This is a genomic window from Ornithinimicrobium sufpigmenti (genome assembly GCF_004322775.1).
GTDB lineage: Bacteria > Actinomycetota > Actinomycetes > Actinomycetales > Dermatophilaceae > Ornithinicoccus > Ornithinicoccus sufpigmenti.
In genome coordinates this window covers 354,275-375,685 of record NZ_CP036403.1, presented here as the reverse complement: position 1 = coordinate 375,685, position 21,411 = coordinate 354,275, and the positions used below count along the sequence as shown (strand labels likewise).

The window sequence follows — 21,411 nt, the reverse complement described above, 5'->3', positions numbered from 1 at the left end:
GGTTCTGGGTCTCACGCCGAGCGAACTGTTCTTGCGTAGGTGTCCTGCAGTGCCCGCAGTGCCCGCTCGGCCCGGCGGGTGACGGTCGCTCGGGACACGCTCCATTCCCTGGCCACGTCGGCAGCACTCGATCGGGCGAACAGGCCGCCCCGGCCGCGGCCGCCGCGGGGGGTGTCGGCGTACTCGGCCAGGCGCAGCAGCAGGTGGCAGTCGTCCTCGTTCACCACGCCGGCGCCGGTGGCGTCCTCCAAGAGCTCGTGCAGCACGCCGCTGTGGGCCGCCGCGGCACCCTGCGGTACGCAGGTACCGACCGGACGCGCGCCAACACCAGGTGCCATCAGTAGTTCGGGGTCCGCCGACGGGAGCTCGGCGCGGGCCGCCCGCGGGTCCATCGACAACCCCAGGTCGGTCATCACCTCCCGGCGCGTGTTCATCAGGACCGTCGCGGCGACCCAGATCCCCTTGGCCCAGCTGACGGTGCGGGCGCAGATCCACAGCTGCGCCGCGACGAGCTCGTCGATCCGTTCGCTCAACGGCATCAGGGCGCGGGCGATCCCCACCGCGCCCGGAAGGAGCAACCACAACAGCGCGGCCGTCGCGGCCGGGTCGTCCCCACCGTCCGCCGCCCCCAGCTCGGCCAGCGCCAGCAGAACCTCGTTCGTCTCATCCGGGGTCGCCTGCTTGACCCACCCCGGTAGCTCCAGGAGGTCGTCACAAACACCCAGCACCGGGTGGGTGCGCTGCCACTCATGCCATCGGGCACACGCGGAGACCAGCAGGTCCCCGTGCGGCTGCTCCAGACCAAGCTGCGTCGCCAGGCTCACCTCGAGCTCCTCTCGTCGTGCGATCACGACGAGAAAGGTCGCCAAACAACGCTCCCGGTTCCGTCTCTGCTAGGCCCGATCTGGCCGGGCCCCCCCGGGGGGAGACGCCACGAAACCGCCGGTCAGCGGGCGTCTCTGAACGTCTCTGGAGATGTTCGTGCGGACCCCTTGCCAACTGCCCGCACCCCGACCCCGGACGCGCCACGGGTCCTCACTCCTGGGCATAGAGCAACCCCCACGCGGGGGGAGACTCTGGGGAGAGTTGCGTGGGGGTTGCTGCCGGTGAGGTTCGCTGGGTTAGACGGCTTCTTTCCTGTCCTCCAGCCAGCCGTGACCATCGATGATCCGCTGGGTGCGTTCGGGCAGGTCGCCCGGCGGGAGGTCGGGGTCGTCGGTGCGGTTGCAGACGTCGGTCTGCAGCAGGCGGACCGCTTCGGCCGTGTTGCCCTCCCGTGCGGTGACCGCGACCAGGTCGAGCGTGGGGATCTCCTCCTCTGGGGCGGCGAGGAAGGCGATCTCCGCCGCTGCCCGTGCCCCGGCCAAGTCGCCGGTCTGCAGGTCGTGGGTGGCGACGATGTGGGCGACGTCGACCACCGCACAGGTCATGTGGTGGTCGAGCCGGTCCCCCTCGAACAGCCAGCCCCATCCTCCACGGCGCAGCTGGTCGAAGGGACGTCCCTGGACCAGGCGCAGCGCAGCCTTGAGGTCCCCGATGCCCTCGGTGCCGCCGCGGGCGACCGCCCGGGTGCGGAGCCGGCGGAAGAGGTCGACGTCGAACAGCAGGCCGAGCACCTGGTAGACGTTCACGCCGCGCGCGCGGGTCGCGGGGGCCTCCTGGGCGTGCGGAATGTGCAGCTCTCCGGTGACCGGGTCAGTGCCGAGCCAGTCACGGCAGCGGCCGATGTAGTCGCGGGTCCTGGCCTCGGTGATCCCGAACGCCTCCGCCGTCTGCGCGGTGGTGACCCCGCGGGGGTGCACCGCCAGGTAGGCCAGCAGCTCGGTCATGTACCCCTTGCGCTCGGCCAACGGTTTGCCCCACGCCTTGGCCTGGACCGGGCCTAGGAGGGTGAGCCGGGGCACGCGGACAGCCGGGTCCCACCACGCGGCCAGGTCGGCATCCAGGGCCGGATCGGCCTGCAGCACCTGGCGGGCGACGTCCGGTTCTACCCGCGGGGCCAGCACCGAGAGGTCCTGCGCCGTGGTGGCCGCCTCCTGCTCGTAGACCTCGTCACCCTCGGGCAGGAGCGTCGCCAGGTCCTGGTGGTCGACAGCCGCGTCCCGCCCGGCGCTGTGCTCAGGGCGGATAGCACCGGCCTGGTCGGTCCAGCCCCTCCAGTCGTCCTCGGACTCATCACTGTCGGGTGTGGCTGCCGGCATCGGCACGTCGGGCTCGGCGTGCGACTGGGCCAGCAGCGCCGCACATCCCGCCGCCTCGTCGGCGGTCAGGCCCACGCCGACCAGGTCCAGCCCGGTGGCGGGGATGCGGACCCGCCCGTCGGCGGTGGCTTCGATGTGCATCGCGGTGTCGGTAGGGGTGCCGCTGCGGACGACCACCGAGGCGCCCGTGCTCCCGGCGTGCTGGGCCAGCAGCTGGCGCAGCTGGTCGGTGGCCGCAGGCGCCGCACCGTCAGTGCTGAGCAGGACCAGCCGGGCCGGCCAGGTGTCCTCACCGTCCTGGCGCACCCGGGCGGTGGGCACGTCTCCCTCCCCTACCCGGTCGATGACGCCGACAACCTCGGCGACCAGGTCCTCGACGGCGCCGGCGTCCGCGACGCGCACCCGGGCCGGGTTCATCGGAGCGACCTCGAAGGCGATACCGACGCAGTCGAGCCTCACCCCGGCCGACCACGGGTTCACCGCGACCTCCGCAGCCAGGTAGCGGGCCAGGTCGTCCACGTACTCGGCCTCCCCGGTCAGGGCCACCTCCAGGTCCTCCAGGTTCAGCAGCCACGCCGACCCGTCGTCTCCGCCGCCGATGGAGACCAGCAGCGGGAACGGTGCAGGAGCGTCCTGCTCGAGCGGGCCGATCCGTTCCACCGCGGTGCTCGCGGGCAGGAACCAGCGCTGGCCGTCCCCGGTGTCCTCCCACGGGGCGCTCAGGTCAGCCGGTTGCCACAGGTGCAGCCACATGCCGTCACCGGCCAGCTGCACGGCCGCCACGGCCGGGACGGGGGCCCCGGTCGCGGCGCACGCCCCACCGAGGCGGCGCAGGGCTTGGTCCAGCTGCCTTAGGGTGTGAGCCGCCGACCGGCCCCGGGTCTGGATCGTCTTCTCCACGGGCCCCAGGACCGGGTCGGGCAAGGCGAGGGCACGCCCGGGGCGGCGGGTCCGGAACCGGGAACGGCGGCGCAAAGTCAGCGCGAGGAACAGCGCCCCTCCCAGCAGGGCCCCGGACCCGACGATGCCCTCCAGCAGCCACGCCGGAGGGGTGTCCTCCTCGACGTCCCCGGCAGCGTCTCTGCCGTCTCCAGCAGCGTCCCCACCGACGCCACGACCGACGACTCCACCGGTGTCGGACCCGGCCTGCGGGGCGCTGTCGACGGTTGAGGTGGCGCCCGCGGCGGCACCTAGGGTGATGCCCGACCGGGCGGCCGCACCACCTGTCGGGCTCGCCCCGACCGGCTGCTCCGGCTCGGCTGCGTCGGAGGTGTCTGGCTGGGCGCCCAGGGCAGTGCCGACGTCGGCGGCAGTCCGCGCACCAGCGGTGGCCGGCGCCGGCCGTTCCTGGTCCTCGCCTCCGGCCGCCGCGGGCAGGCCCAGGCGCCAGCCGGGATGGATCAGGTCGGGGTCGGTCAGGCGTCGCCCGTCCGTCTGGACGGTGCCGGTGGAGGCCTCGTAGATCTCCGGCCACCGGTCGGCCTCGCCCAGGTGCTCAGCAGCCAGGCCGCTGAGGGTGTCGCCGGTCTCGACAACCACCTCCTGCTCCTGGCCGGCCTGCTCGGCGGCGCCTGTCCCGGTCTCGGTCGCGGGGAGCTGCAGCACCATGCCGGGGGTGACCCAGTCGGCACCACCGGCCAGGCGCTCGGGATTGAGGTCGACGATGCGGGGGTAGTCGTGCCCGGACCCCAGGTGCTGGGCAGCGATGGACCAGAGCGTGTCCCCAGGGCGCACCACGTAGGGGTTCGTGGGCTCCTGCTCTGTGGTGGCTGCAGGGGTCGCCGTGACCGGGGCGGGAGCCGTGTCGGCCCCGGCTGTCACTGGGGCAGAAGCAACCGCCGGCACGGTGACCGGGGCGGGTGCCGCTGAGGCCGCCGGAACGACCCCGCCGGGGGACGCGATGAACAGGGCCAGCGCGGCGACGACCAGGGGCCGCATGCCGGACTGGGGCAGGGACAGGGCAGGCAGCCTCGGGGGTCGGACGCCGCGCAGCGCCGAGACGGCCTCGACGACGATGCTAAGGCTCAGTGCGGCCCAGACCACCCAGCCGAGCAGCTTGGCCCCGGTCAGGGCCAGGGTGCCGTCGTCGGGGGTCAACAAAGCGTCGCGGACCTGCTCCACGCTGGGAAGGGTCTCCGGCAGCGAATTGCCGCCCAGGGCCAGCAACAGGGCGGGCAGCCCCACCAGGATGCCGGCCAGGACGACCAGTGCGCCCAGGCCGATGAGGCGTTGACGGGATCTCATTGCTCCACTCCTTCCACGGACCGGGTGATCCGTGCCTGCGCCGTGCCGGTGGCACTCAGGCTGGGCACGCCGACGATCGACAGGAATCGGGTCGGGTAGACCGACGTGACGTCGACGCTGATGCTGGCCGGGCCGGTGACGGACGCCGAACCGGTGACTCCGGCACTGGACAGGTACGCCTGCGCGGCCTCCGCGGCCTGGCCGGGGTCGGCCACCGCCCCCAGGCCGCGGACCCCGGCGGGCGCCTGGAGCTGCTGCCCACCGACCCTGGCCGCCTCGCGGGCGGTGGCTCGGGCCTCCTGCATCGCGTGCAGGTGCCCGGAGACGTCCACAGCCAGCCCCGCGATGATCAGGAACGAGGCCGCGATGACGATGACGAACACCCCCACCGAGCCGCGCTCGGCACCGTCCCGCAGCGGCCTTCTCACCGTGCCGGTGCTCATCACCGTCTCACCCCTGCCTCGAGCGGTACGTATCAAGGGGCGAAGACATGGTCGCCACCAAAGTGCGGTTGCCGGGGATTCCTGGGAACGCCAGATCGGACATGTCGACCTGGCACGACACGGTCGCTGTGACCAGCCCGGGTGTGCCGGGGCCCTGCGCGAAGGCGCTGGTGTCCACCGACACCGACTGGGTCGCGCAGCGCACGTCCTGGTTGGCCAGGGACGCCGACGCTGCCCCGGTCGCCGACCCGGACGCCTCCCCGGCTGACCGGGCGATCGAGGCGGCCCGGGCCGCCTCGGCAGCCGCGGCCTGGACGGACTGCTGGGCCAGGGCGTACCGGCCGGCGAAGAACACGGCCAGGACGAAGAACAGCAGGACCGGGCCCAGGATCACCATCTCCACCGACACCGATCCCCGGTCGCACCCGGCCCTGCGCGCGCGGATCATCCGGTGATCCTCTCGGTCGGGAAACTGGCCGACTGGGCCACCGAGGGGTTCAGGAAGGGGACCAGGCTCTGCGCCTGCCCTGTGACGGTCACTGTCGCGGTCGTGGCCGACCGCGACCCGGTGACGGCAGGGTTGATCACCACGCCGCTGCCGGCGTCGGCGATGAACGAGGTGGCCGCGGAGATCCCGGCACCGGCCGAGGAGCTCTCCGCGGCGGCGACGCGGGCACCTTCCTGGGCCGCACCCAGGACGACCGCGCGGGCGTGGAACCACAGGCCGCCCTGCACCATCGCGAAGATCATCAGGAAGACCAGCGGCAGCAGGACGACGACCTCGACCGAGCTCGAACCACGGTCCCGGCCGGCTGCGCGCAGGACACGCGCCACCGCCCGGGTCCGGGATCCGAGTCGGCGGGTCATCAGGTCAGGCCGCTCAGCTTGCCGGTGGCCCAGGCGGTCAGCAGGCCGACGATCAAGGTGGCCAGGGCGAACAGGCCCAGGGCGATGACGACGGTCTCCACCGAGATGGATCCGCGCTCACCGCGTGCCGTGAGCTCCTGGCGCAGCCGCTGCGGAACGGTCAGCGCCGAGAGGCTGTACCTCAGAGTGGACTTCTTCATGGGGTTTCCCCTTCGTGCTCGTGATGGGTGTGCAAGCTGGCTTCGTGTCCAGATGTGCGCCGGGCGCGTAGTTGGGGGGTCGTGTCGATCAGCTCCCCACCATGCGCAGGATCTGTGGGGTGATGAGGATGACCAGGAAGATCATCCCGAGCAGGGTCATCGGCAGGGTCATGCGTTCGCTGACCTCGTTTGCGCGGGTCTTCTGCGCGGACAGGATCGCCGAGCGCATGCTGGCGGCGCGGGCCTTGAGCTGGGGGTAGACCCGTCCTCCGTCCTCCCCGGACAGGCGCATGATGTCGGCCAGCTCGTGCAGGTCGGGCATGTTGATCTCGTCGCCCAGCTGCCGCAGCGCATCCCAGGGGGTGATCCCCGACCAGCGGGTGCGGGCCAGCTCTTCGCGCATCCGGCGGAAGACCCAGGAGTCCCCGACGGCGGCAGCGGCCTCCATCGCCTGTCGAGGGCCTGAACCGGAGGCCATCTCGAGGGCGACCAGGTCGACGAACGCGCCCAGGGAGCGGGCGAAATCGACCCGTGCCTCGTGGGCGTCGGTGACCACGTTGTAGGTCGGGATGAACCACAGCGCCACCACCAGGGCCACGGTGGCGGCCACCGGGACGTACAGCGGGAAGGAAAACGAGAACAGCACCGCGGCCGACAGGACCGGTCCGGCGATCAGGCCGATGAAGGCGTACATGATCTTCTCGCCGCAGAACCGTGCCGGCGTCATGCCCAAGACGGCCAGGTCGGCCGGTGCCACCTTGCCCCACAGACGGGCCGGGAGGTGCCGGGCGCCCCAGGCGCCGAGCACGTCGCGGATGTCGTCGTCGCCCTTCACCTTCGGCTGGGCCACGGCCTTGGCCGCGTTCTGGGCCTCGCGGGCACCGGCCGGTGAGAGCCGGGCCAGCGTCTGCCCTAGGTCGGGGTGGGACGGGACCAGCTGGAACAGCACCAGCGCCAGACCCGCCCCGACGAGCCCGCCGGCGGCCAGCAGCAGCTGCAGCGCGGTCACGCCGCACGCTCCCGCACAGAGGTGCCGATGAAGCGCGGCATCGGCTTGCCCTGGGCCATCTTGCGCAGCCAGATCAGCATCCCGACGTACATCGCCAGGAAGGTGCCCAGCAGCACCTGCCCGATCGGGGTCCCGTAGGGGGCGATGTAGTCCCCGGACAAGGACAGGAAGACCAGCACCGACAGGGTGATGCCGGTGATCAGGCGAGCGTTGGCCCGCGGCTTGGCCCGGTCGGACTCGATCTCGCGCCGGGCGCGCACGTCCTCACCCACGGACTGCGCCAGCGCACCCAGCACGGTGGCCAGGCCACCACCGCGGCGGCGGGCACCAAGGGCGAGGTTGGCGGCGATCAGGTCCCCGGTCGGGTCGTCCAGGTCATCGGCGAAGGCCCGCAGCGCGTCCTCGGTCCCCCACCGGGCCCGCAACCGTCCTGCCAGGCGGGTCACCTCCGGCTTGATCGGCTCAGGGGTAGAACGCAAGGACCGCAGCAGAGCCTGCTCCAGACCGACCCCTGCGCCCAGGGTGCCGGCCACTGTCCGCACCCACTCCTCCATCGCCTCCAGCCGCTGGACCTCCCGCTGCGCGGGGGGCGCGGCCAGCAGCACCGGGATACCGGCCAGGGCCAGCGGGGCGATGACCACGGCGATCACCCACCCGGTCAGCACCGCCAGCAGAGCACCGATACCCAGACCGGCGCCTGCCAGCATCCGGGTCCGCGGGCTCATCCGGCGCAGACGCCGGGTGCTGCTCCGCTGCGGCCGGGCCGGTGGGACGGGCCGGGCCGCCAGCCCGGCCACTAGTGCGAGCAGGCCACCAGCGACCAGAGCGCCGGCAACAGCGACGAGCAAGGTGCTCATGCCCCGGTCCCTTCCTGTCCGTCGGTGAACCCGGCCAGGTCGAAGCCGAACCGGACCAGGTCTCGGTAGTCGTCGGGCAGGACGTGAGGACGGGCCGTGGTCGAGCCCGCGTCGGCCTTGAACACGTGGGTGATCGCGTAGCCGGTCTGCTGCTCCCCCAGTGCGACGGCGATGATCTCCGAGACGTACCGGGTCACCTGGGCCGTGCCATCCGGTGCCGGGTGGGTCTCCTTGCTGACGTGGACGACGACGTCGACACCGGAGGCGACCGAGCGCAGTGCGAAGTCGTGGGTCGCGTGCTGCCCGGCCTCCATGACGCAGGTCACCAGCTTCTCCACCGCACCGACGGCGTGAGCGGCGTGCGTGGTGGAGATCGACCCCGACCCCGACTGCATGGCCTTGAGCATCGCCGCGGCCTCCGGCCCGCGGACCTCACCGACGATCTGCCGGTTCAGGTTCATCCGGAAGCTGCCGTGCAGCGCCTGGTCCAGCGTGTACTCCCCCGCACGCGACCCGTCCGGACCAACCTCGCCCGATCCGGGCCGGGCCTCCCAGGCGAAGACGTAGGGGTGCCGTTCGGGCATGTGGTGCAGGTGCAGCTCGTGCTCGGTCTCGAAGGTGCCGATGACCTCGTACCGGGGGATCTCGTTGCACAGGGCCCGCACCATCGTGGTCTTGCCCGCACCCTGGGCGCCGGAGACCACGACCGAACGGCCCGAGCGGACCACCGCGGCCAGGAAGGAGGCCGCGACCGGGGTCATGGCGCCAAGGTCGACCAGGTCCTCCAGGGACACCTGGGTCAACCGGTGCCGACGGATCACCACCTGCGGTCGCGGCGTCACCCACGCCTGCGCCGCCAGACGGGCACCGCCGTCCAGCCGCAGGTGCAGCTCGGGGTGGGACGGGGAGAACGGGCGGGCGTTCACCTCCGAGCGGGAGGCCACGAAAGACAGAAAGTCCACCAGCTCCTGGTCGGAGTCGGCCACCGGCGCCGCCATGACCTGCCGGCCGCCGGTGAGCTCGACGGTGACCTGGTCGTGGCCGAAGATCATGATGTTCTCCACCTGCGGGTCATCGACCAGCGGCTGCAATCTGCCCAGCCCGAACACCGCGTCGAACACGGCCCGGGCCAACCCGTCCTGGACCTCGGCGTCCCAGGCGGCTTCCCCGGCCCGGAGCCGCTCGGTGGCCTCCTGACCCAGCAGCTCGGTGATGATCGCCCGTCCCCGCTCCTGCTGGGTCTCCCGGTCGTCCTCACCGGTGGGGGTCCCTTCCTGGGACAGACGGTCCGCGGTCTGCTGCCGCAGGGTGGCCACCAGCTCCCAGTCCAGTCCGTCCTGGGACCAGCCATGCAGGCCCGACCGGCCCGCGTCCCTGGTCTGCAGCGGCACGACGTTGTCGCCCCGACCCGGCTCGGGCTGGGAGGCAGCAGCACGTGCCGAGGGGTGGCCGGACTGCTCGCCCGTGTCCTGGTTCAGGGCGAATCCCCCGCGTCGGCGGCCACGGGACGATCCGGGGGCGGCCTCCGTGGTGAGCGGGGTGGTGAACAGGGGCAGCCCGGTCGGGTCGGAGCTGGCTGTCACTTCGGGCTGCTCGGCGTAGTTCTCGATGCTCATGCCCGCACCTCGCTCAGGTCGTTGGTATTGCTCGCGATCCGTTTCCGCGCGGCTTCGTCGAGGTTCTGCAGGCTGCGGACGAGCTTGCTCGACTCCAGGCGGCGCACCTGGGCGCCGGCGGAGAACGCGGACGCGGCCTTGGGATCCCAGGCCACGGACGCCAGGATCGGGGACCGCCCGCCGCACACCGGGGCCAGGACCTTGCCGACCTCGACCTCGCTGTAGGGCCGGCCGGGGCCGATGAGCACCACGCCCAGCGACGTCGCCCCACCGACCTCCTCGAGCTCGGTGTGCAGGGTCGCCAGCCACGACCGCAGGGAGGACAACGACACCAGGTCGGCCCGGCACACCACCAGGGCCAGGTCCGCTCCGTACAGCAACGGCGTGGGCGACCCGGCCAGGCCCAGGCGCCCCACGTCGACGATGACGTCCTGCCCCGTGCCCTCCAACGCCTTCAGCGCCGCCAGCAACGGCTCCCACAGGCCGACCAGCCCTCGGGCCTGACCGTGCGAACGGGTACCCGGCAGCAGCCCCACTCGAGAGTCGGGCAGGGACATGGTCAGAGACGGCAGGGCCGACCGCAGCCGACCCTGCTGGTGGGCCGCCCACAGCTCCAGCAGCGCATCCGGGGGAACCATCTGCCCGCGCAGGTACCCGGCCAACACGGACGCACCCCCCGTGGGGTCGGCATCCACCAGCACAGTGGGCCGCCCACGGGACAGCGCCCACCCCAGTGCGGTCGTCGTCACCCCCGGAGAACCGGAGGCCGACGTCAACGCGATGACCGCCATCTCAGTCGCCCTCCCGGCTGTCCAGCACCACCGCGGCCCGCCCCGCGGAGGCCCACTGCGCGATCCGTGCCGCGTCCTGCTCCGGGACCAGGACCGACACCACCGTCTGCGGCGACTCCACCGAGGCAGTCACTCCGACCACCTCAGCCCCGAACACGGCGTCGGCGGACTCGAACACCGCAGGGTCCCCGGCCTGGCCGGGGGTGGCCACCACCCGCACCCGGTCCCCCACCATCAACGGCTCCCCAGGCATCAGCCCGGACGTCAGCGCCAGACCCACCACGGACTCACCAGCCCCGGGCACGACCTGCTCGGCGGCCGCATCGGGGGTCAGCAGCGCACCAGCGGACAGATCGCGGGCGGCACGCTTACCGACGAAGGAGTCCAGATCGCCGGCCGGCACCAGCTGCAGGGCCGGGTCCGGGGACACCTGGACCGTCATCAGGTCCGCTGCGGTGATCGTCTCCCCCCGCAGCACCGTGTCCCGCACCGCCACCGCACTCGTGGCATCGGTGTTGGACAGGTACACCCACACCGCCAGCAGTGCGCCCATCACCACCAGGCCCAGACCCGCCAGAGCCAGCAACGGACGGCGGCGCAACTTCGGTGGCGCCGCCACCGCGGTCGGCTCGGCTGTGGGTGGTGTGGTGTTAGGCGGCAAGGACCCGCCGGTGCCGCCCTGGCCCTCCGTCGTGTCGAACTTCTTCGCCATGTGCGTCACTCCCCGTCTCTACCTTTGCTGACTTGCTCGAGGTCTCCCCTCCCCGAACTTGGCTGGCGCTCTACCCCTACTGGCTCAGCACTTGGGCCTCCCCCATCACGATCTGCCCGTCCCGGACCAGGTCCATCTCGATGGTTCCTGACTGGCCGATGCCGGCCCAGTTGATGACCCAGTACGAGGTGGCCGAGACCGGGTAATGCCCCTGCACCTCGTACCGGTGGCCACAGTCCGGGCTATCCAAGTCACCGAACCGGTCCTCGTACGGAGTGCCCGGGGTGGTGCAGACCACTGTGGTCCCGTCCCCCATGTCCCACTCGATCCGGTCCACCTCGGCTGTCGCCGTCACTGACCACGGCCCGCTGGTCGCCGTCCGGCTAATGGGTCCCCACGTGGACCCGCTCCGGTCCTGCACCCACATCCACGTCGGCATCCCCACCAGGCCGACGCGACCAGGTCCCTGCTCGGGAACGATTCCGATCTCGATCGCCCTCAGGTTCATGGACTCCACCGCAGCCCGCGCCAGCTCCTCCGGGTCCGGAGGGGCACCCCACGGCGGGCTCGGCGCCCACCGAGGGACCGTGTCCGCAGGGAACGGGTCGGACAGGGTCACACCGCGGGAACACCAGAAGATCGCGCCATCGGTGCGACCGCTCCAGACCGGATCAGACCTGGGCGGCTGCGGCTCGGCGTACTTGGTGTAGCAGGCCCAGTTGTAGGACCAGTACCACGTGCCCACGATGCACGGGTACTCGCTCCCGGTCAGGTGGTCTATGCAGACGGGATCTCCAGGCTCTCCCCCGCCGGCGCCACCACCGCCGCCACCTGGCGGTGCCGGATAGTCCGGCGGGGGCGGGGGGACGTAGATCATGCACCAGCCGGTAGTTTCGTCGCGCACCTTGCACTCCGCTGGCTGAGCCTGTGCTGGCGTGCCGATCAAGGCCACCAGTCCTGAGCTCATGATCATCGCTAGGACGAGCCACAGGAGGCTTAACCGTCGCACGGCTCGTTCCTGTTTGTGTCTTCGACGACATACCAGCCGACTTCGGCGGAGTCGTCTCGCTCTAGAACGAAGTCCTTGAGCGTCCGGTCCAACCGCTCCTCCGAGATGACCGAGTCACCGTTGGCGTCCACCGCATCAACCTGAGAGACGTCCACGCAAGCCTTCGCTTCGGCAGTGCCTCCATCGACCGAGATCTCCAGCACCTGCAACTCAGACATACCAGTCAAGGTGATGCCCTGCGCTTCGTAGGCCATCAGCTGCGTCACCCACTGCTCTCGGGCCGTGTCCCTGGAAAATGGGTAGATCCCCTCGATCGAGTCCTCACCGATGCGGGCTCGATCCAGGGCGTGGCCGTAGGCCAGCAACGTCTCCACGATGTCCGCCTGGTCCTGTTCCTCGGCCGAGAGTTCCGGCGGCGCAGTGGTGGTCTGCACGTCGTCGGCCGGCTCTTCAGACGTCGGGCCGGGCTCCGGGCGCGAGGGAGCCACCGTGGTCGGCGCTGGCGTCGTGCGCTCGTCATCGAGGCCACCGGCACACCCAAAAAGGCTCAGCACCCCCGCTGCGACCAGGCTCGCCAGTCTCACTCGAGTGCTCGACATGTCTCGGTTCCTTCCATGCCTACCAAAGCGGCCGACGTGCGGTCTGGGTCTCACGCGCGGATAACTTGGCACATTACCGCTAGTTGGTGACGTCCAACCGGCGCAAGCCAGGAGCCTGTGGACAACATGAACCAGCGCACGGGCGACCCCCTCTTGACCTTGTCCCAGTCGAGCCTAGGGCCCAGATCTGGCGCCTCCGAGGGTTCTTACCAAACCTTTACCCGCGGCTGCCCACGCCCACCCGCGAGATCAGGGCCGCCCGCTGGCGAGGTCGCGAGCCTTCGCCAACGCCTCTTTCACCCGTTCAGGCTGGACATCCAGGGCCTGAGCTAGGGCGCGAACAACATCCGCGCCCGGTGCCCTCACGTAGCTGCCGCTCTCCCACCTCCTCAGGGTGGACGTCGACGTGCTGGCGGCAGCGGCGAGCTCTCTCAGGCTCATCCCTTGGATGACTCGCAACTCTCGGAGCGCTAGGGCCTCGACACCGTCTCGCTGCAGCAGGTCGACGGGTTCCACCCCTAAGGCCCGCGCTATACGCAGTAGTGTGGCCGGCCTCGGCACCGCGAGACCCCTCTCCCATGCCGAAACCGCAGCAGACCCCTTGACACCGACCATCTCGGAGAGCGCGTGCTGCGTCCAACCGTTGCTTAGTCGCAGATCGCGCAGACGCGCGGCGCTCACCGGCACTCTCGCGTATGCAGCAGAACTCTCTGCGGCCAAGGCGCCCACTCGCTGCACTATAGGCTCCGGTCGTCAGGCGAGATTCGGCTGCTGCCAGGGGGCGATCGGCCCGGCATCCTGCAGATCTGCTGAGACCCTGGGCAGCACCCCGCCGCTTTTGGGGGCATGAGCACTCCAGGTAGAACTGAATCGACCCCTCGCCGACGCCTCCAATTCGAGTCGCTGACCCAAGCGGCCAGACGGACCGGCCTAAGCACCCGCACGCTTCGCCGCAGAATCGCCGAAGGACGCTTGCCTGCCTACAGAGTTGGGCAGCGAGTCCTTCGGGTGAACCCGGAGGACGTGGATCGCTTGATGGTTCGTGTGCCGACGGTGTGAAGATCCCAAGCCGCGGGACGGCCGGGCTGGAGCACCGAGAACGTCCCTCACCCGTCGACCCGCCTGCCGGCACGGCGCAACACGGCGCTGTGCCTCCGCAGCGCCTCGGTACGTAACCAAACGCCGCAGTTCAGTACGCAGACCCGCCGCATGACAAGGGGGCCCGGGCGCGTCAGCGCCTCCTGGCATGCTTCGCTTAAGAGGGACCAGCCTCGCGCCGGCCTGGCGTTGGATGGTCGGGCGTTCACGCAAGGGGAGACAAGGCATGACGGCTTACGCGGACATCATCGCCTGGGCGGCGACCCGCCCCTGGTGGCAACAAAGGGCCATCGTCCAACTTGCTTCAGGTACCCCACCGAACGATGCGGACTACGAGGCGATTGCTGGTGCTCTTCTGCTTCCAGAACCGTCCGAGCCCGATGGCGGTTGGCTCGCTGGTGTTCAACAGCCTGCCGAAGTCGCTTCCCCGGCAGTGACTCTGACAGCTATCCGTGACGTCAGCAACGTCAACCGCCTCGCTACAGGAGAGACACTTACGTTCAGCCCCACCGGAATCACCGTCGTCTACGGCAACAACGGCTCGGGCAAGTCTGGCTACGCGCGCCTCGTGAAGAGCCTCGTGCACACCCGGCATCAGGAGCGAGTGCTTCCGGACATTTTCTCTACTGGGGGCGGCGTCCAGGCTGCCTGCTTGGAATATGAGTGGGATGGGCAGGCTCGCACCGTCCTTCTCTCCGACGCCGCACCATCTGAGCTCCAGCAGGTCAGTTTCTATGACGAGCGATGCGGCGACTTGTACGTGACCAAGGAGGGGGAGGCGGTCTACCGGCCATCGGCCTTGCGTCTACTGGACGGACTGATCGACGTATGTGACGGCGTCCGGCAGGTGCTCGACGGCCGCCTCGCAGCGAACGCGCAGCGGACGGTCGGGCTTCCCGCCCTCGAACCCGACACGGCGGCGGGGAGGTTGCTGTCCACCCTTAGCGGAGAGACGGACGACACGACGCTGGATCAGATGTGCAAGGCGCCAGACGACGCTGAGGAACGGATCGAGGTCGCGCGGGAGGAGGAGAGTCGGCTGCGAGCGACCAGCCCCGAGAAGGAAGCAGCCCGGCTCGATCAGATCGCAGGGGCGTTCACCATCATTTCGGCTCATCTCACCCGTCTAGAGAACACCCTTGGGGCCCAGTTCGAGCAAGAGCTCGCCGCCGATCGGGAAACAGCCCAGCAGACTCGGGCACTGGCCGACGAGGCTGCCTCGTCGCGGTTTACGGATGAACCCTTGGAAGGTGTGGGCAGCACCGCCTGGCGGGCGCTCTGGGCGGCTGCGCGCCAATACTCCGAGGAGGTCGCCTATCCGCAGAAGGGCTTTCCTCATACGGGGGACGGAGGCCACTGCGTGCTCTGCCACCAGCCCCTGAGCGCCGACGCCAGGGCGAGGCTCGAGCGTTTTCACCAGATGATGGTCGACACTACTGAGGACCACGCCCGCGCCGCTGCCGCCAGACTCGCCGCACGGATCAGCAGCGTGGAGGCGGTCCAGATCGACCAGACGAACGTCACCATCGCCCTGCGCGACATCCAGCATGAGGCCGACCAGTCACACTCCGAGGCACTCGCGGCGATGGAGGGCTGGAAGGCGAGGCGAGAGGCGCTCCTCGCGTCAACTGAAGTACCAGCGGTTCCCAGCCGTGATCTGTCTTCTCGGCTAGACACCGCGGGAAAGGCTTACGCGGTCGATGCCAGGTTGATCGACCCGACCGCATTCAACGACAGGGTTTCTGAACTCGCAACAGTGCAGAAGGAACTTCGCGCCAAGGTGCGACTCGCTGAGGCAGCGGAGAATGCCCGTGCCGAGCGTGACCGGCGCCGAGAAGAAAGCCTGCTTCACGAAGCACGCCGTCAGACAGACACACGGGGCATCTCCCGCGCGTTGGGCGACCTGACAGCCTCGCACGTTACGGTCGTCGTCCAGGACCGCTTCTCTCGTGAGTCTCAGGACCTTCACGTCGACACGGTGACCCTGCTTGGTCAGGGCGTCAGGCGGGGATCGATCCTGCACAAGCCCGCATTCGTGGGAGCGGCCATCCAGGCGGAGCTCCCGCGTGTGCTTTCGGAAGGGGAGCAGACAGCGCTCGGGCTCTCCGGCTACTTCGTGGAAGCGCACCTTGACGCATCCAAGTCGGCCATCGTGCTGGACGATCCCGTCACGAGCCTGGACCATCTGCGCCGCGATGTGGTGGCCCAGAGGCTGGCGCGGTTTGCGAAGGACCGCCAGGTCATCGTGTTCACCCATGACGTGGCATTCGCGGCGAGCCTGAAAAGGCGCGCTCGCGCCAATGGGGTCGAGGTCACCGAACGGACCATCGAACGCCGGCTGGCGGACGGACAGCCGGGGATTGTTCAGCAGAAGCACCCGTGGACCATCAAAGACACACCTGCGCGCATCCACGACCTGCGTGCTGAGCTTGCTCGCATGACCAAGAAAGTCAATGCAGGCGAGTGGACCCAGGACGAGTATGAGGACGCGGTGAGCAAGTGGGCGGGGCGCCTCTCACAGACTTGGGAGCGCATCATCAGTCAGGAGGTAGCAGACCTCCTATTCGACAGATCCACTCTGCACGTCAGCGTCACCATGGTGAAAATTGCTGAGCAGATCACGGAGGCCGACAACCGTGAACTTCAGGAGTCCTACGGTCGGTGCTCGGGTTGGACCCGCCATGACCAAGATGTCTCCCTGAACTACGTGCCTCCCACGCTAGACGAAATTTCAGCGGAACTCGACCGTGCGGAGGCGTGGTACAAGCGGGTAAAGGGGTACAGAAAATAGGGCACCAGAACCTCGCTCCACTTCTACTGCGACGTCCCATCCCACGCGTCCCCACCCTCCCGTTAGCGTGGCTCGGCTATCCCTCGGATTGAGGCTAAGCCGCGAGCTCGGAACACTGGCCACGTACCGAGACCCTGCTGGAAGGTCGCGCGCAAGCCCTCGGTACGACGGCGTCTGGCTTGCCCGCCTCGGGCCGGGATTGGACGAGCGCGGCCATGCTCCGCAAGGGGAAGTGGCTCCGAGGTTAGTCCCAATGGCGTTCGTCAACGGCGGATTGCCACCAAGCGTCTAGGTCTGCCGCCGCGGTCTTGCCGTCGTGCTCTATGTGGCCCTCGCGGCTGGTCACTTGGAGAAGCATCCAGGCGGCGTTGGCCACCTCGGCGTACCCGTCGTCATCGACGTCGGTCAACACGATCTTGATCTCGCGCTTTGACATGTCCCGCATTCTAGTTGGGGCCGATGGGCTCTGGTTGTCGCTGGCTCAACTTCACCACCACCGTTTCATCTCTTGCCACTCGGATACGCTTTCGTCCCAGGAGTAGAAACTCTCGGGCGCCCCGCCTGCAAACTCTAGGTAGGGCTCGCGGGTAGGATGCGGATCGAGGAACTCGCTCCTCCCATCTACCAGGACAGGCAGGCGCACACGCCACCGGTACCCGCGCGGCACTTTACTGACGACGTCGATGTCGAACCGTTCGGCTTCGTTAGGAGCCAGCGAATAGGACCGGGGCGTTGGCTCGTACATGTCACCGCTCGGGTGGATGATTTTGACCACCGGATCTTGTGGGCCGAGTTCGTCCAGATCGACTGTGTAACCGTTAGGGATGATTGATGCTCCACCAGCAGCCATCCAGATAGCTGCGTCTCCTGAAGCGAGGTCCCAGGAATCTAGCACTTCAACCTCCGGAGCTTTGACTATGACGGTAGAGGGGGATCGTCCGATCAGGTGAACAGTGACTGTTTGGCTGCCCATCAGGAGTCCACCGTTTTGGGATACCCAGTCATTCCATTGCCGGCGTGCCCTCGGTGGTGTTTCGTCTGGTAACCCTTCGGGAAAGAAGGCGTACTGTGTGATCCATCCCGCAGGCGCTCCGGCCCAGACTGTCCCGAAGTCCGTGCTGATGTACGCGTCAAGTCCAGTGTCGCGTGTTACGTGACCCACCGCGCGACGTCCTTTTCGATGCCACAATTCGATGCCAGCCCCGCCGAGGACCGCCCCGGCGGCGCCAGACAATACCTCGCTCCACACCAGACGGTTTCCCTCCCATTAGATCTGGGGCCGCGTTAGTCGACTAACTAACGCACGACCCAAGAATGTTTCGAGCACGAGCACGAGCACGCGCCCATCCTAAGGGGCCGAGCCCACCGCGAACATTCATTGGGTCGGCAGCCGGTCCCGATCGCCTCCTTCGCCATCCTGTATCAGCGTGTTCGACCGCGACTAGGACGTGTTGCCAAACTCGTAGGGTGCTTGTCGGCGATCCTTGATGACGTGTCTCGCGATGTGATCTCGGATGAGGTGTGGGCCGTGATCGGTCCAGTGTTCCCGGCCGCGGCGGAGACCGGGCGTCCTCCGGTGGATCGCCGCCTGGTCGTGGAAGCGACCGCTTGGCACTATCGGACCGGTGCGCCGTGGCGGGATACGCCGGAGCGGTTCGGGAACTGGAACACCGTCTACAAGAACTTCGACCGTTGGTCCAAGGCCGGCGTCTGGGCGGGCGTGCTCGAGCGCGTCCAGTCACTCGCGCTGGCGAACGAGGACTTGGACTGGGTGGCCTCGATCGACTCCACGATCGTGCGCGTCCATCAGCATGGCGCGACCCTTCCGCGCACCACAGGGGGCGAGAGCGAACTACAAGAAATTCGGCCCGAGCCTCCTGACCATGCGATCGGCCGTTCCCGCGGCGGGCTCACGAGCAAGACGCATCTGGTCTGCGACGGCAAGGGATGACCGCTCGCGTTCGTCATCACCGGCGGTCAAGTTGCCGACACGTCGATGCTGGCCGAGACGCTCGATCAGATCCGCGTCCCCGGCGCCTTCGGCAGGCCACGGACCCGCCCGGACCGGGTCATCGCCGACAAGGGCTACCCGTCCAGGGCGAACCGGGCGTGGCTACGTGAACGCGGTATCGCCGCGACGATCCCCGAGCGGGCCGACCAGATCGCTCACCGTCGCAAGCGACCCGGTCGGCCGATCGAGTTCGGCCCTGAGCAGCGGCAACGCTACCGCGGCCGCAACGTCGTAGAGCGCTCCTTCAACAAGCTCAAGCAGTGGCGAGGGATCGCGATGCGCTCCGACAAGACCGCCCGCAACTACCACTCCGCGCTCTGCCTCGCTGCCGCTCTCCACTGGGTCCGGACTCTGCCGCCTCCTCCGAGCGAACGGTTGCTTTCAGTAGTCAGTGCGTGACTCCCAGCTCGACGAGAAGCACGCCACCGACGACGAGTGCCACGCCGGCGCCCATGATCCAGGTGAACGGTTCTTTGAAGAGCAGTTTGCTCAGTAGTGCGGTCAGTGCAACGCCCGAGGCCGCCCAGATGCCGTAGGCGACACCGAGGCCGATGCCGGCATCCAGGGTCAGGGACAAGAACCCGAAGGCGGCGAGGTAGCCGACGGCGACGGCGATGAACCACACCTTCTTACCGTGGGTGGCCATGCGTAGAGCGAGCGTTGCGGCGACCTCGAATGCGATCGCGCCGATGAGGAAGAGCCAGGCCATCAATTCGCCTCTCGTTTCGTGGCGGCTCGTTGAGCGCCGAGTTCGATGGTGAGTACGCCCAGGATGATGAGCACGATCCCGACGAGCATGAGGGGTGTGAGCGCTTCTCCGAAGATGAGTGCTGACAGCACGGCGGTCAAGGCGACGCCTGATGCTCCCCAGATCCCGTATGCGACGCCCAGCGCCATCCCTTCGCGAAGCACGAGGGCGAGGAACACGAATGCTGCAAGGAATCCGGCGATGACGAGCAGGTACCAGGCGGGGTGGCCGAGTGCGGCCTTCAGCGACAATGAGCCGGCCGATTCGCTGAGGATGGCGCCGACGAGGAACAACCACTTCTTCATGCTTCGACTTTCGCGAGGAGCTCTTGCGCCGCGGCGCGAATGGCCGGGCGCTCTTCGAGTGTGGGCGGGTTGATGCCGGTGGCCGTGGCGAACCAGATGCCGTCGGCCATGAGCCGGACTGCGCTCAGGTGCCCGCGCTGTGCTGCCGGCAAGGCCTCGAGTCCGCTGAACCATGCGTGAAGACGTTCCGCCCATCGAGCCGTGAGCTCGTCGCGAAGTCGCGGATCGCTGAGCATCACGATGTCCGAGGGGTCGGCTTCCCGGTCGAGGCACTCATCCAAGTACGCGGCGACCCGTTCGCTGACTGATACGGACTCGGGTGCTGCGGGCAGCCGCGCCGCCATGCCGTGGAGCCAGTCGTCAGCTACGGCATCGACGAGTCCGCACATTAGGGCGTGCTTCGTTGGGAAGTGGTAGATCACTCCCGGTTTGGTCAAGCCGCTGGCCCGTGCCGCTGATTCGAGCGAGACGGTGCCTCCGGCCCGGATGAGGTCGAGCGAACGCTCGATCACCACGTCGCGTGAGTTGGTCATGCAGCTACTATACCAACCGGTTGGTAAAGTTGCAAGTGTGGCACACGCGCGCTACAGCTCTGGAGAGTTTCGCAACACCTCCTAGGGCCGCCCCTAGGCATCCGGGCATCGGCGGATCCGCGCTGTCACGCACCTCGACAACGGACGCCTTCACACCTCGAGTCAGCTGGATTGCTGGGCTTGGGCGAGTTGGGAGAGCTGCTCGGCGATGTGGGCGTCGCGGCCCAGGGCGGCGTGTTGGTAGCGGAGGGCGGCTTGGGGGGTGGAGTGGCCGATGCGGGCCATGAGTTCGGCGAGGGTGGCGCCGGTGCGGGCGGCCAGGACGGCGCCGGTGTGGCGCAGGTCGTGGATGCGCAAGTCTGGCCGGCCGGCCACCTCTCGCGCCTTGTGCCAGTGCCGGTAGAGGGTGTTGGGGTGGACCTGAACCTCGGGGTCGGTGACCGACGGAAAGACCAGCGCCTCGGGTGCAGGTCCGACGTGGGTGGCCAAGTGCTCAGTCAGGGTGGGGATCAGGTGGGGTGGGATAGCCACGTCCCGTAGGCCCGCGGCGGACTTGGGGGTGCCGACGGAGACCTGTCCGGTGATGCGGACTACGCCGCGGCGCACGTGCACCACCCCTGTGGCCAGGTCCAGGTCGGCGCGGCGCAGCTCGGCCATCTCCCCGAACCGCAGACCGCACCAGGCACCCAGCAGGACTAGGGCCTGGTACCGGTCGGGCATGTGTTTCACCAGGACGGTGAGCTGGTCCAAGGTGGCCGGTTCGACCCGGCGGGCCCGGGTGGTGGTCCCGGCGCCGCGGACCCGGCAGGGGTTGGCGGCCAGGATCTCGTCGGCTACGGCGGTCGCCAGGATCGAGCGCAGCAGGGCGTAGGCGTGGGCGCGTTGGGTGGGCCGGTGGGGGTCGAGGCCGGCGTGCCATACCCGCACCACGGCCGGGGTGATGTCCCTCAGCGCTACGTGCTCGAACTCGGGGAGGAGGAAGCGTTCCAGCAGCCGCTGGTAGAGGGCGCGGGTGCGCGGCTTGAGGTCGCGCTGGGACAACCAGGCGGTCGCGTAGGGGCCGAACGCCTCAGCGGTACGGGCGACCTTGGCCCGCCGCGAACGGGTCGGGGACCAGGTGTCGTCCTGGATCAGCCGCCGTTCGTGGGCCAGCCACGCCTCGGCGTCGGCGCGGGTCTGGAACGTGGAAGGAGCCCGGTGGAAGTCCTGGTCCGGGCCCATGTAGAACGCCTGGTACCGCCCGCCCGACCGGCGGCGGATCGTTCCGAAGTCACGCTTGGCCCGTGTCACAGCCCCTCCTGCTCGCCGACAGATGGGCATAACTGGGGCATAACTAGTGTCACCTCGTGTCCGCTTGTGCCCGAACCTTTCACGCGC

The 21,411-nt window shown here is 69.0% G+C and carries 22 protein-coding genes and 1 pseudogene; 3 read left to right on the top strand and 20 right to left on the bottom strand.

Annotated elements, in window-relative coordinates; all coding sequences use genetic code 11:
• Positions 1-11 precede the first annotated feature (11 nt).
• From ESZ52_RS01770 to ESZ52_RS20060, 14 genes are all read right to left on the bottom strand, one after another.
• Positions 12-851 (bottom strand): hypothetical protein, encoded by an 840-nt coding sequence (locus ESZ52_RS01770; RefSeq protein WP_131103426.1) that lies wholly within the window; start codon positions 849-851, stop codon positions 12-14.
• Between the two features lie 270 nt (positions 852-1,121).
• On the bottom strand, positions 1,122-4,445 hold the full coding sequence (locus ESZ52_RS01765) for a LysM peptidoglycan-binding domain-containing protein (RefSeq protein ID WP_131103425.1): 3,324 nt from the start codon (positions 4,443-4,445) through the stop codon (positions 1,122-1,124).
• Positions 4,442-4,888 (bottom strand): pilus assembly protein, encoded by a 447-nt coding sequence (locus ESZ52_RS01760; protein ID WP_238154314.1) that lies wholly within the window; start codon positions 4,886-4,888, stop codon positions 4,442-4,444. Before ESZ52_RS01760 ends, ESZ52_RS01765 begins: the two co-directional genes overlap by 4 nt.
• A gap of 7 nt (positions 4,889-4,895) precedes the next feature.
• Positions 4,896-5,336 carry a TadE/TadG family type IV pilus assembly protein gene (locus ESZ52_RS01755; protein WP_131103424.1) on the bottom strand — a complete coding sequence of 147 codons (441 nt, stop codon included), beginning with the start codon at positions 5,334-5,336 and terminating at the stop codon, positions 4,896-4,898.
• Positions 5,333-5,755, bottom strand: a complete 423-nt coding sequence (locus tag ESZ52_RS01750) for a TadE/TadG family type IV pilus assembly protein (RefSeq protein WP_131103423.1) — start codon at positions 5,753-5,755, stop codon at positions 5,333-5,335. Before ESZ52_RS01750 ends, ESZ52_RS01755 begins: the two co-directional genes overlap by 4 nt.
• Complete coding sequence (locus tag ESZ52_RS01745) at positions 5,755-5,955, bottom strand: hypothetical protein (RefSeq protein WP_131103422.1); 201 nt, start codon at positions 5,953-5,955, stop codon at positions 5,755-5,757. The genes ESZ52_RS01750 and ESZ52_RS01745 overlap by 1 nt, the downstream gene beginning before the upstream one ends.
• Positions 5,956-6,043: 88 nt before the next feature.
• On the bottom strand, positions 6,044-6,964 hold the full coding sequence (locus tag ESZ52_RS01740; RefSeq protein ID WP_131103421.1) for a type II secretion system F family protein: 921 nt from the start codon (positions 6,962-6,964) through the stop codon (positions 6,044-6,046).
• Complete coding sequence (locus ESZ52_RS01735; protein WP_131103420.1) at positions 6,961-7,821, bottom strand: type II secretion system F family protein; 861 nt, start codon at positions 7,819-7,821, stop codon at positions 6,961-6,963. The genes ESZ52_RS01740 and ESZ52_RS01735 overlap by 4 nt, the downstream gene beginning before the upstream one ends.
• Positions 7,818-9,437: a TadA family conjugal transfer-associated ATPase gene (locus ESZ52_RS01730; RefSeq protein WP_131103419.1), complete on the bottom strand. Its 1,620-nt coding sequence runs from the start codon at positions 9,435-9,437 to the stop codon at positions 7,818-7,820. The genes ESZ52_RS01735 and ESZ52_RS01730 overlap by 4 nt, the downstream gene beginning before the upstream one ends.
• A complete protein-coding gene (locus tag ESZ52_RS01725; RefSeq protein WP_238154313.1) occupies positions 9,434-10,102 on the bottom strand; it encodes a hypothetical protein in 669 nt (222 codons plus the stop codon). The genes ESZ52_RS01730 and ESZ52_RS01725 overlap by 4 nt, the downstream gene beginning before the upstream one ends.
• A 127-nt stretch (positions 10,103-10,229) precedes the next feature.
• Complete coding sequence (locus ESZ52_RS01720; protein WP_131103417.1) at positions 10,230-10,940, bottom strand: SAF domain-containing protein; 711 nt, start codon at positions 10,938-10,940, stop codon at positions 10,230-10,232.
• A 76-nt stretch (positions 10,941-11,016) separates the two neighbouring features.
• On the bottom strand, positions 11,017-11,685 hold the full coding sequence (locus ESZ52_RS01715; RefSeq protein ID WP_131103416.1) for a hypothetical protein: 669 nt from the start codon (positions 11,683-11,685) through the stop codon (positions 11,017-11,019).
• A gap of 251 nt (positions 11,686-11,936) precedes the next feature.
• Entirely contained in the window at positions 11,937-12,548 is a 612-nt protein-coding gene (locus tag ESZ52_RS01710; RefSeq protein ID WP_131103415.1) for a hypothetical protein, read from the bottom strand.
• A 249-nt stretch (positions 12,549-12,797) separates the two neighbouring features.
• The gene (locus ESZ52_RS20060; RefSeq protein WP_425600060.1) at positions 12,798-13,229 is read right to left on the bottom strand and encodes a helix-turn-helix domain-containing protein; all 432 of its coding nucleotides are present in this window, start codon (positions 13,227-13,229) and stop codon (positions 12,798-12,800) included.
• A gap of 165 nt (positions 13,230-13,394) precedes the next feature.
• On the opposite strand from ESZ52_RS20060, the gene ESZ52_RS01700 reads away from it, so the two are divergent.
• Positions 13,395-13,607: a helix-turn-helix domain-containing protein gene (locus ESZ52_RS01700; protein ID WP_131103413.1), complete on the top strand. Its 213-nt coding sequence runs from the start codon at positions 13,395-13,397 to the stop codon at positions 13,605-13,607.
• A 265-nt stretch (positions 13,608-13,872) separates the two neighbouring features.
• Positions 13,873-16,437 carry an AAA family ATPase gene (locus tag ESZ52_RS01695; RefSeq protein ID WP_131103412.1) on the top strand — a complete coding sequence of 855 codons (2,565 nt, stop codon included), beginning with the start codon at positions 13,873-13,875 and terminating at the stop codon, positions 16,435-16,437.
• A 244-nt stretch (positions 16,438-16,681) separates the two neighbouring features.
• Here the strand turns inward: ESZ52_RS01695 and ESZ52_RS01690 are convergent, their stop codons facing one another.
• Positions 16,682-16,873, bottom strand: a complete 192-nt coding sequence (locus ESZ52_RS01690) for a hypothetical protein (RefSeq protein WP_131103411.1) — start codon at positions 16,871-16,873, stop codon at positions 16,682-16,684.
• A 51-nt stretch (positions 16,874-16,924) separates the two neighbouring features.
• Complete coding sequence (locus ESZ52_RS01685) at positions 16,925-17,410, bottom strand: hypothetical protein (protein WP_131103410.1); 486 nt, start codon at positions 17,408-17,410, stop codon at positions 16,925-16,927.
• A gap of 498 nt (positions 17,411-17,908) precedes the next feature.
• Between ESZ52_RS01685 and ESZ52_RS01680 the strand changes: the two are divergent.
• A pseudogene (locus ESZ52_RS01680) lies at positions 17,909-18,847 on the top strand (IS5 family transposase).
• Here ESZ52_RS01680 and ESZ52_RS01675 read toward each other — a convergent pair.
• The 4 genes from ESZ52_RS01675 to ESZ52_RS01660 form a co-directional block, all read right to left on the bottom strand.
• A complete protein-coding gene (locus tag ESZ52_RS01675; RefSeq protein WP_131103409.1) occupies positions 18,837-19,157 on the bottom strand; it encodes a DMT family transporter in 321 nt (106 codons plus the stop codon). The pseudogene ESZ52_RS01680 and the gene ESZ52_RS01675 overlap by 11 nt on opposite strands.
• Positions 19,157-19,501, bottom strand: coding sequence for a DMT family transporter (locus ESZ52_RS01670; protein WP_131103408.1), 345 nt, complete (start codon positions 19,499-19,501; stop codon positions 19,157-19,159). The genes ESZ52_RS01675 and ESZ52_RS01670 overlap by 1 nt, the downstream gene beginning before the upstream one ends.
• Positions 19,498-20,034, bottom strand: coding sequence for a TetR/AcrR family transcriptional regulator (locus ESZ52_RS01665; RefSeq protein WP_131103407.1), 537 nt, complete (start codon positions 20,032-20,034; stop codon positions 19,498-19,500). Before ESZ52_RS01665 ends, ESZ52_RS01670 begins: the two co-directional genes overlap by 4 nt.
• Positions 20,035-20,196: 162 nt before the next feature.
• Complete coding sequence (locus ESZ52_RS01660) at positions 20,197-21,324, bottom strand: tyrosine-type recombinase/integrase (protein ID WP_202865393.1); 1,128 nt, start codon at positions 21,322-21,324, stop codon at positions 20,197-20,199.
• Between the last annotated feature and the right edge of the window lie 87 nt (positions 21,325-21,411).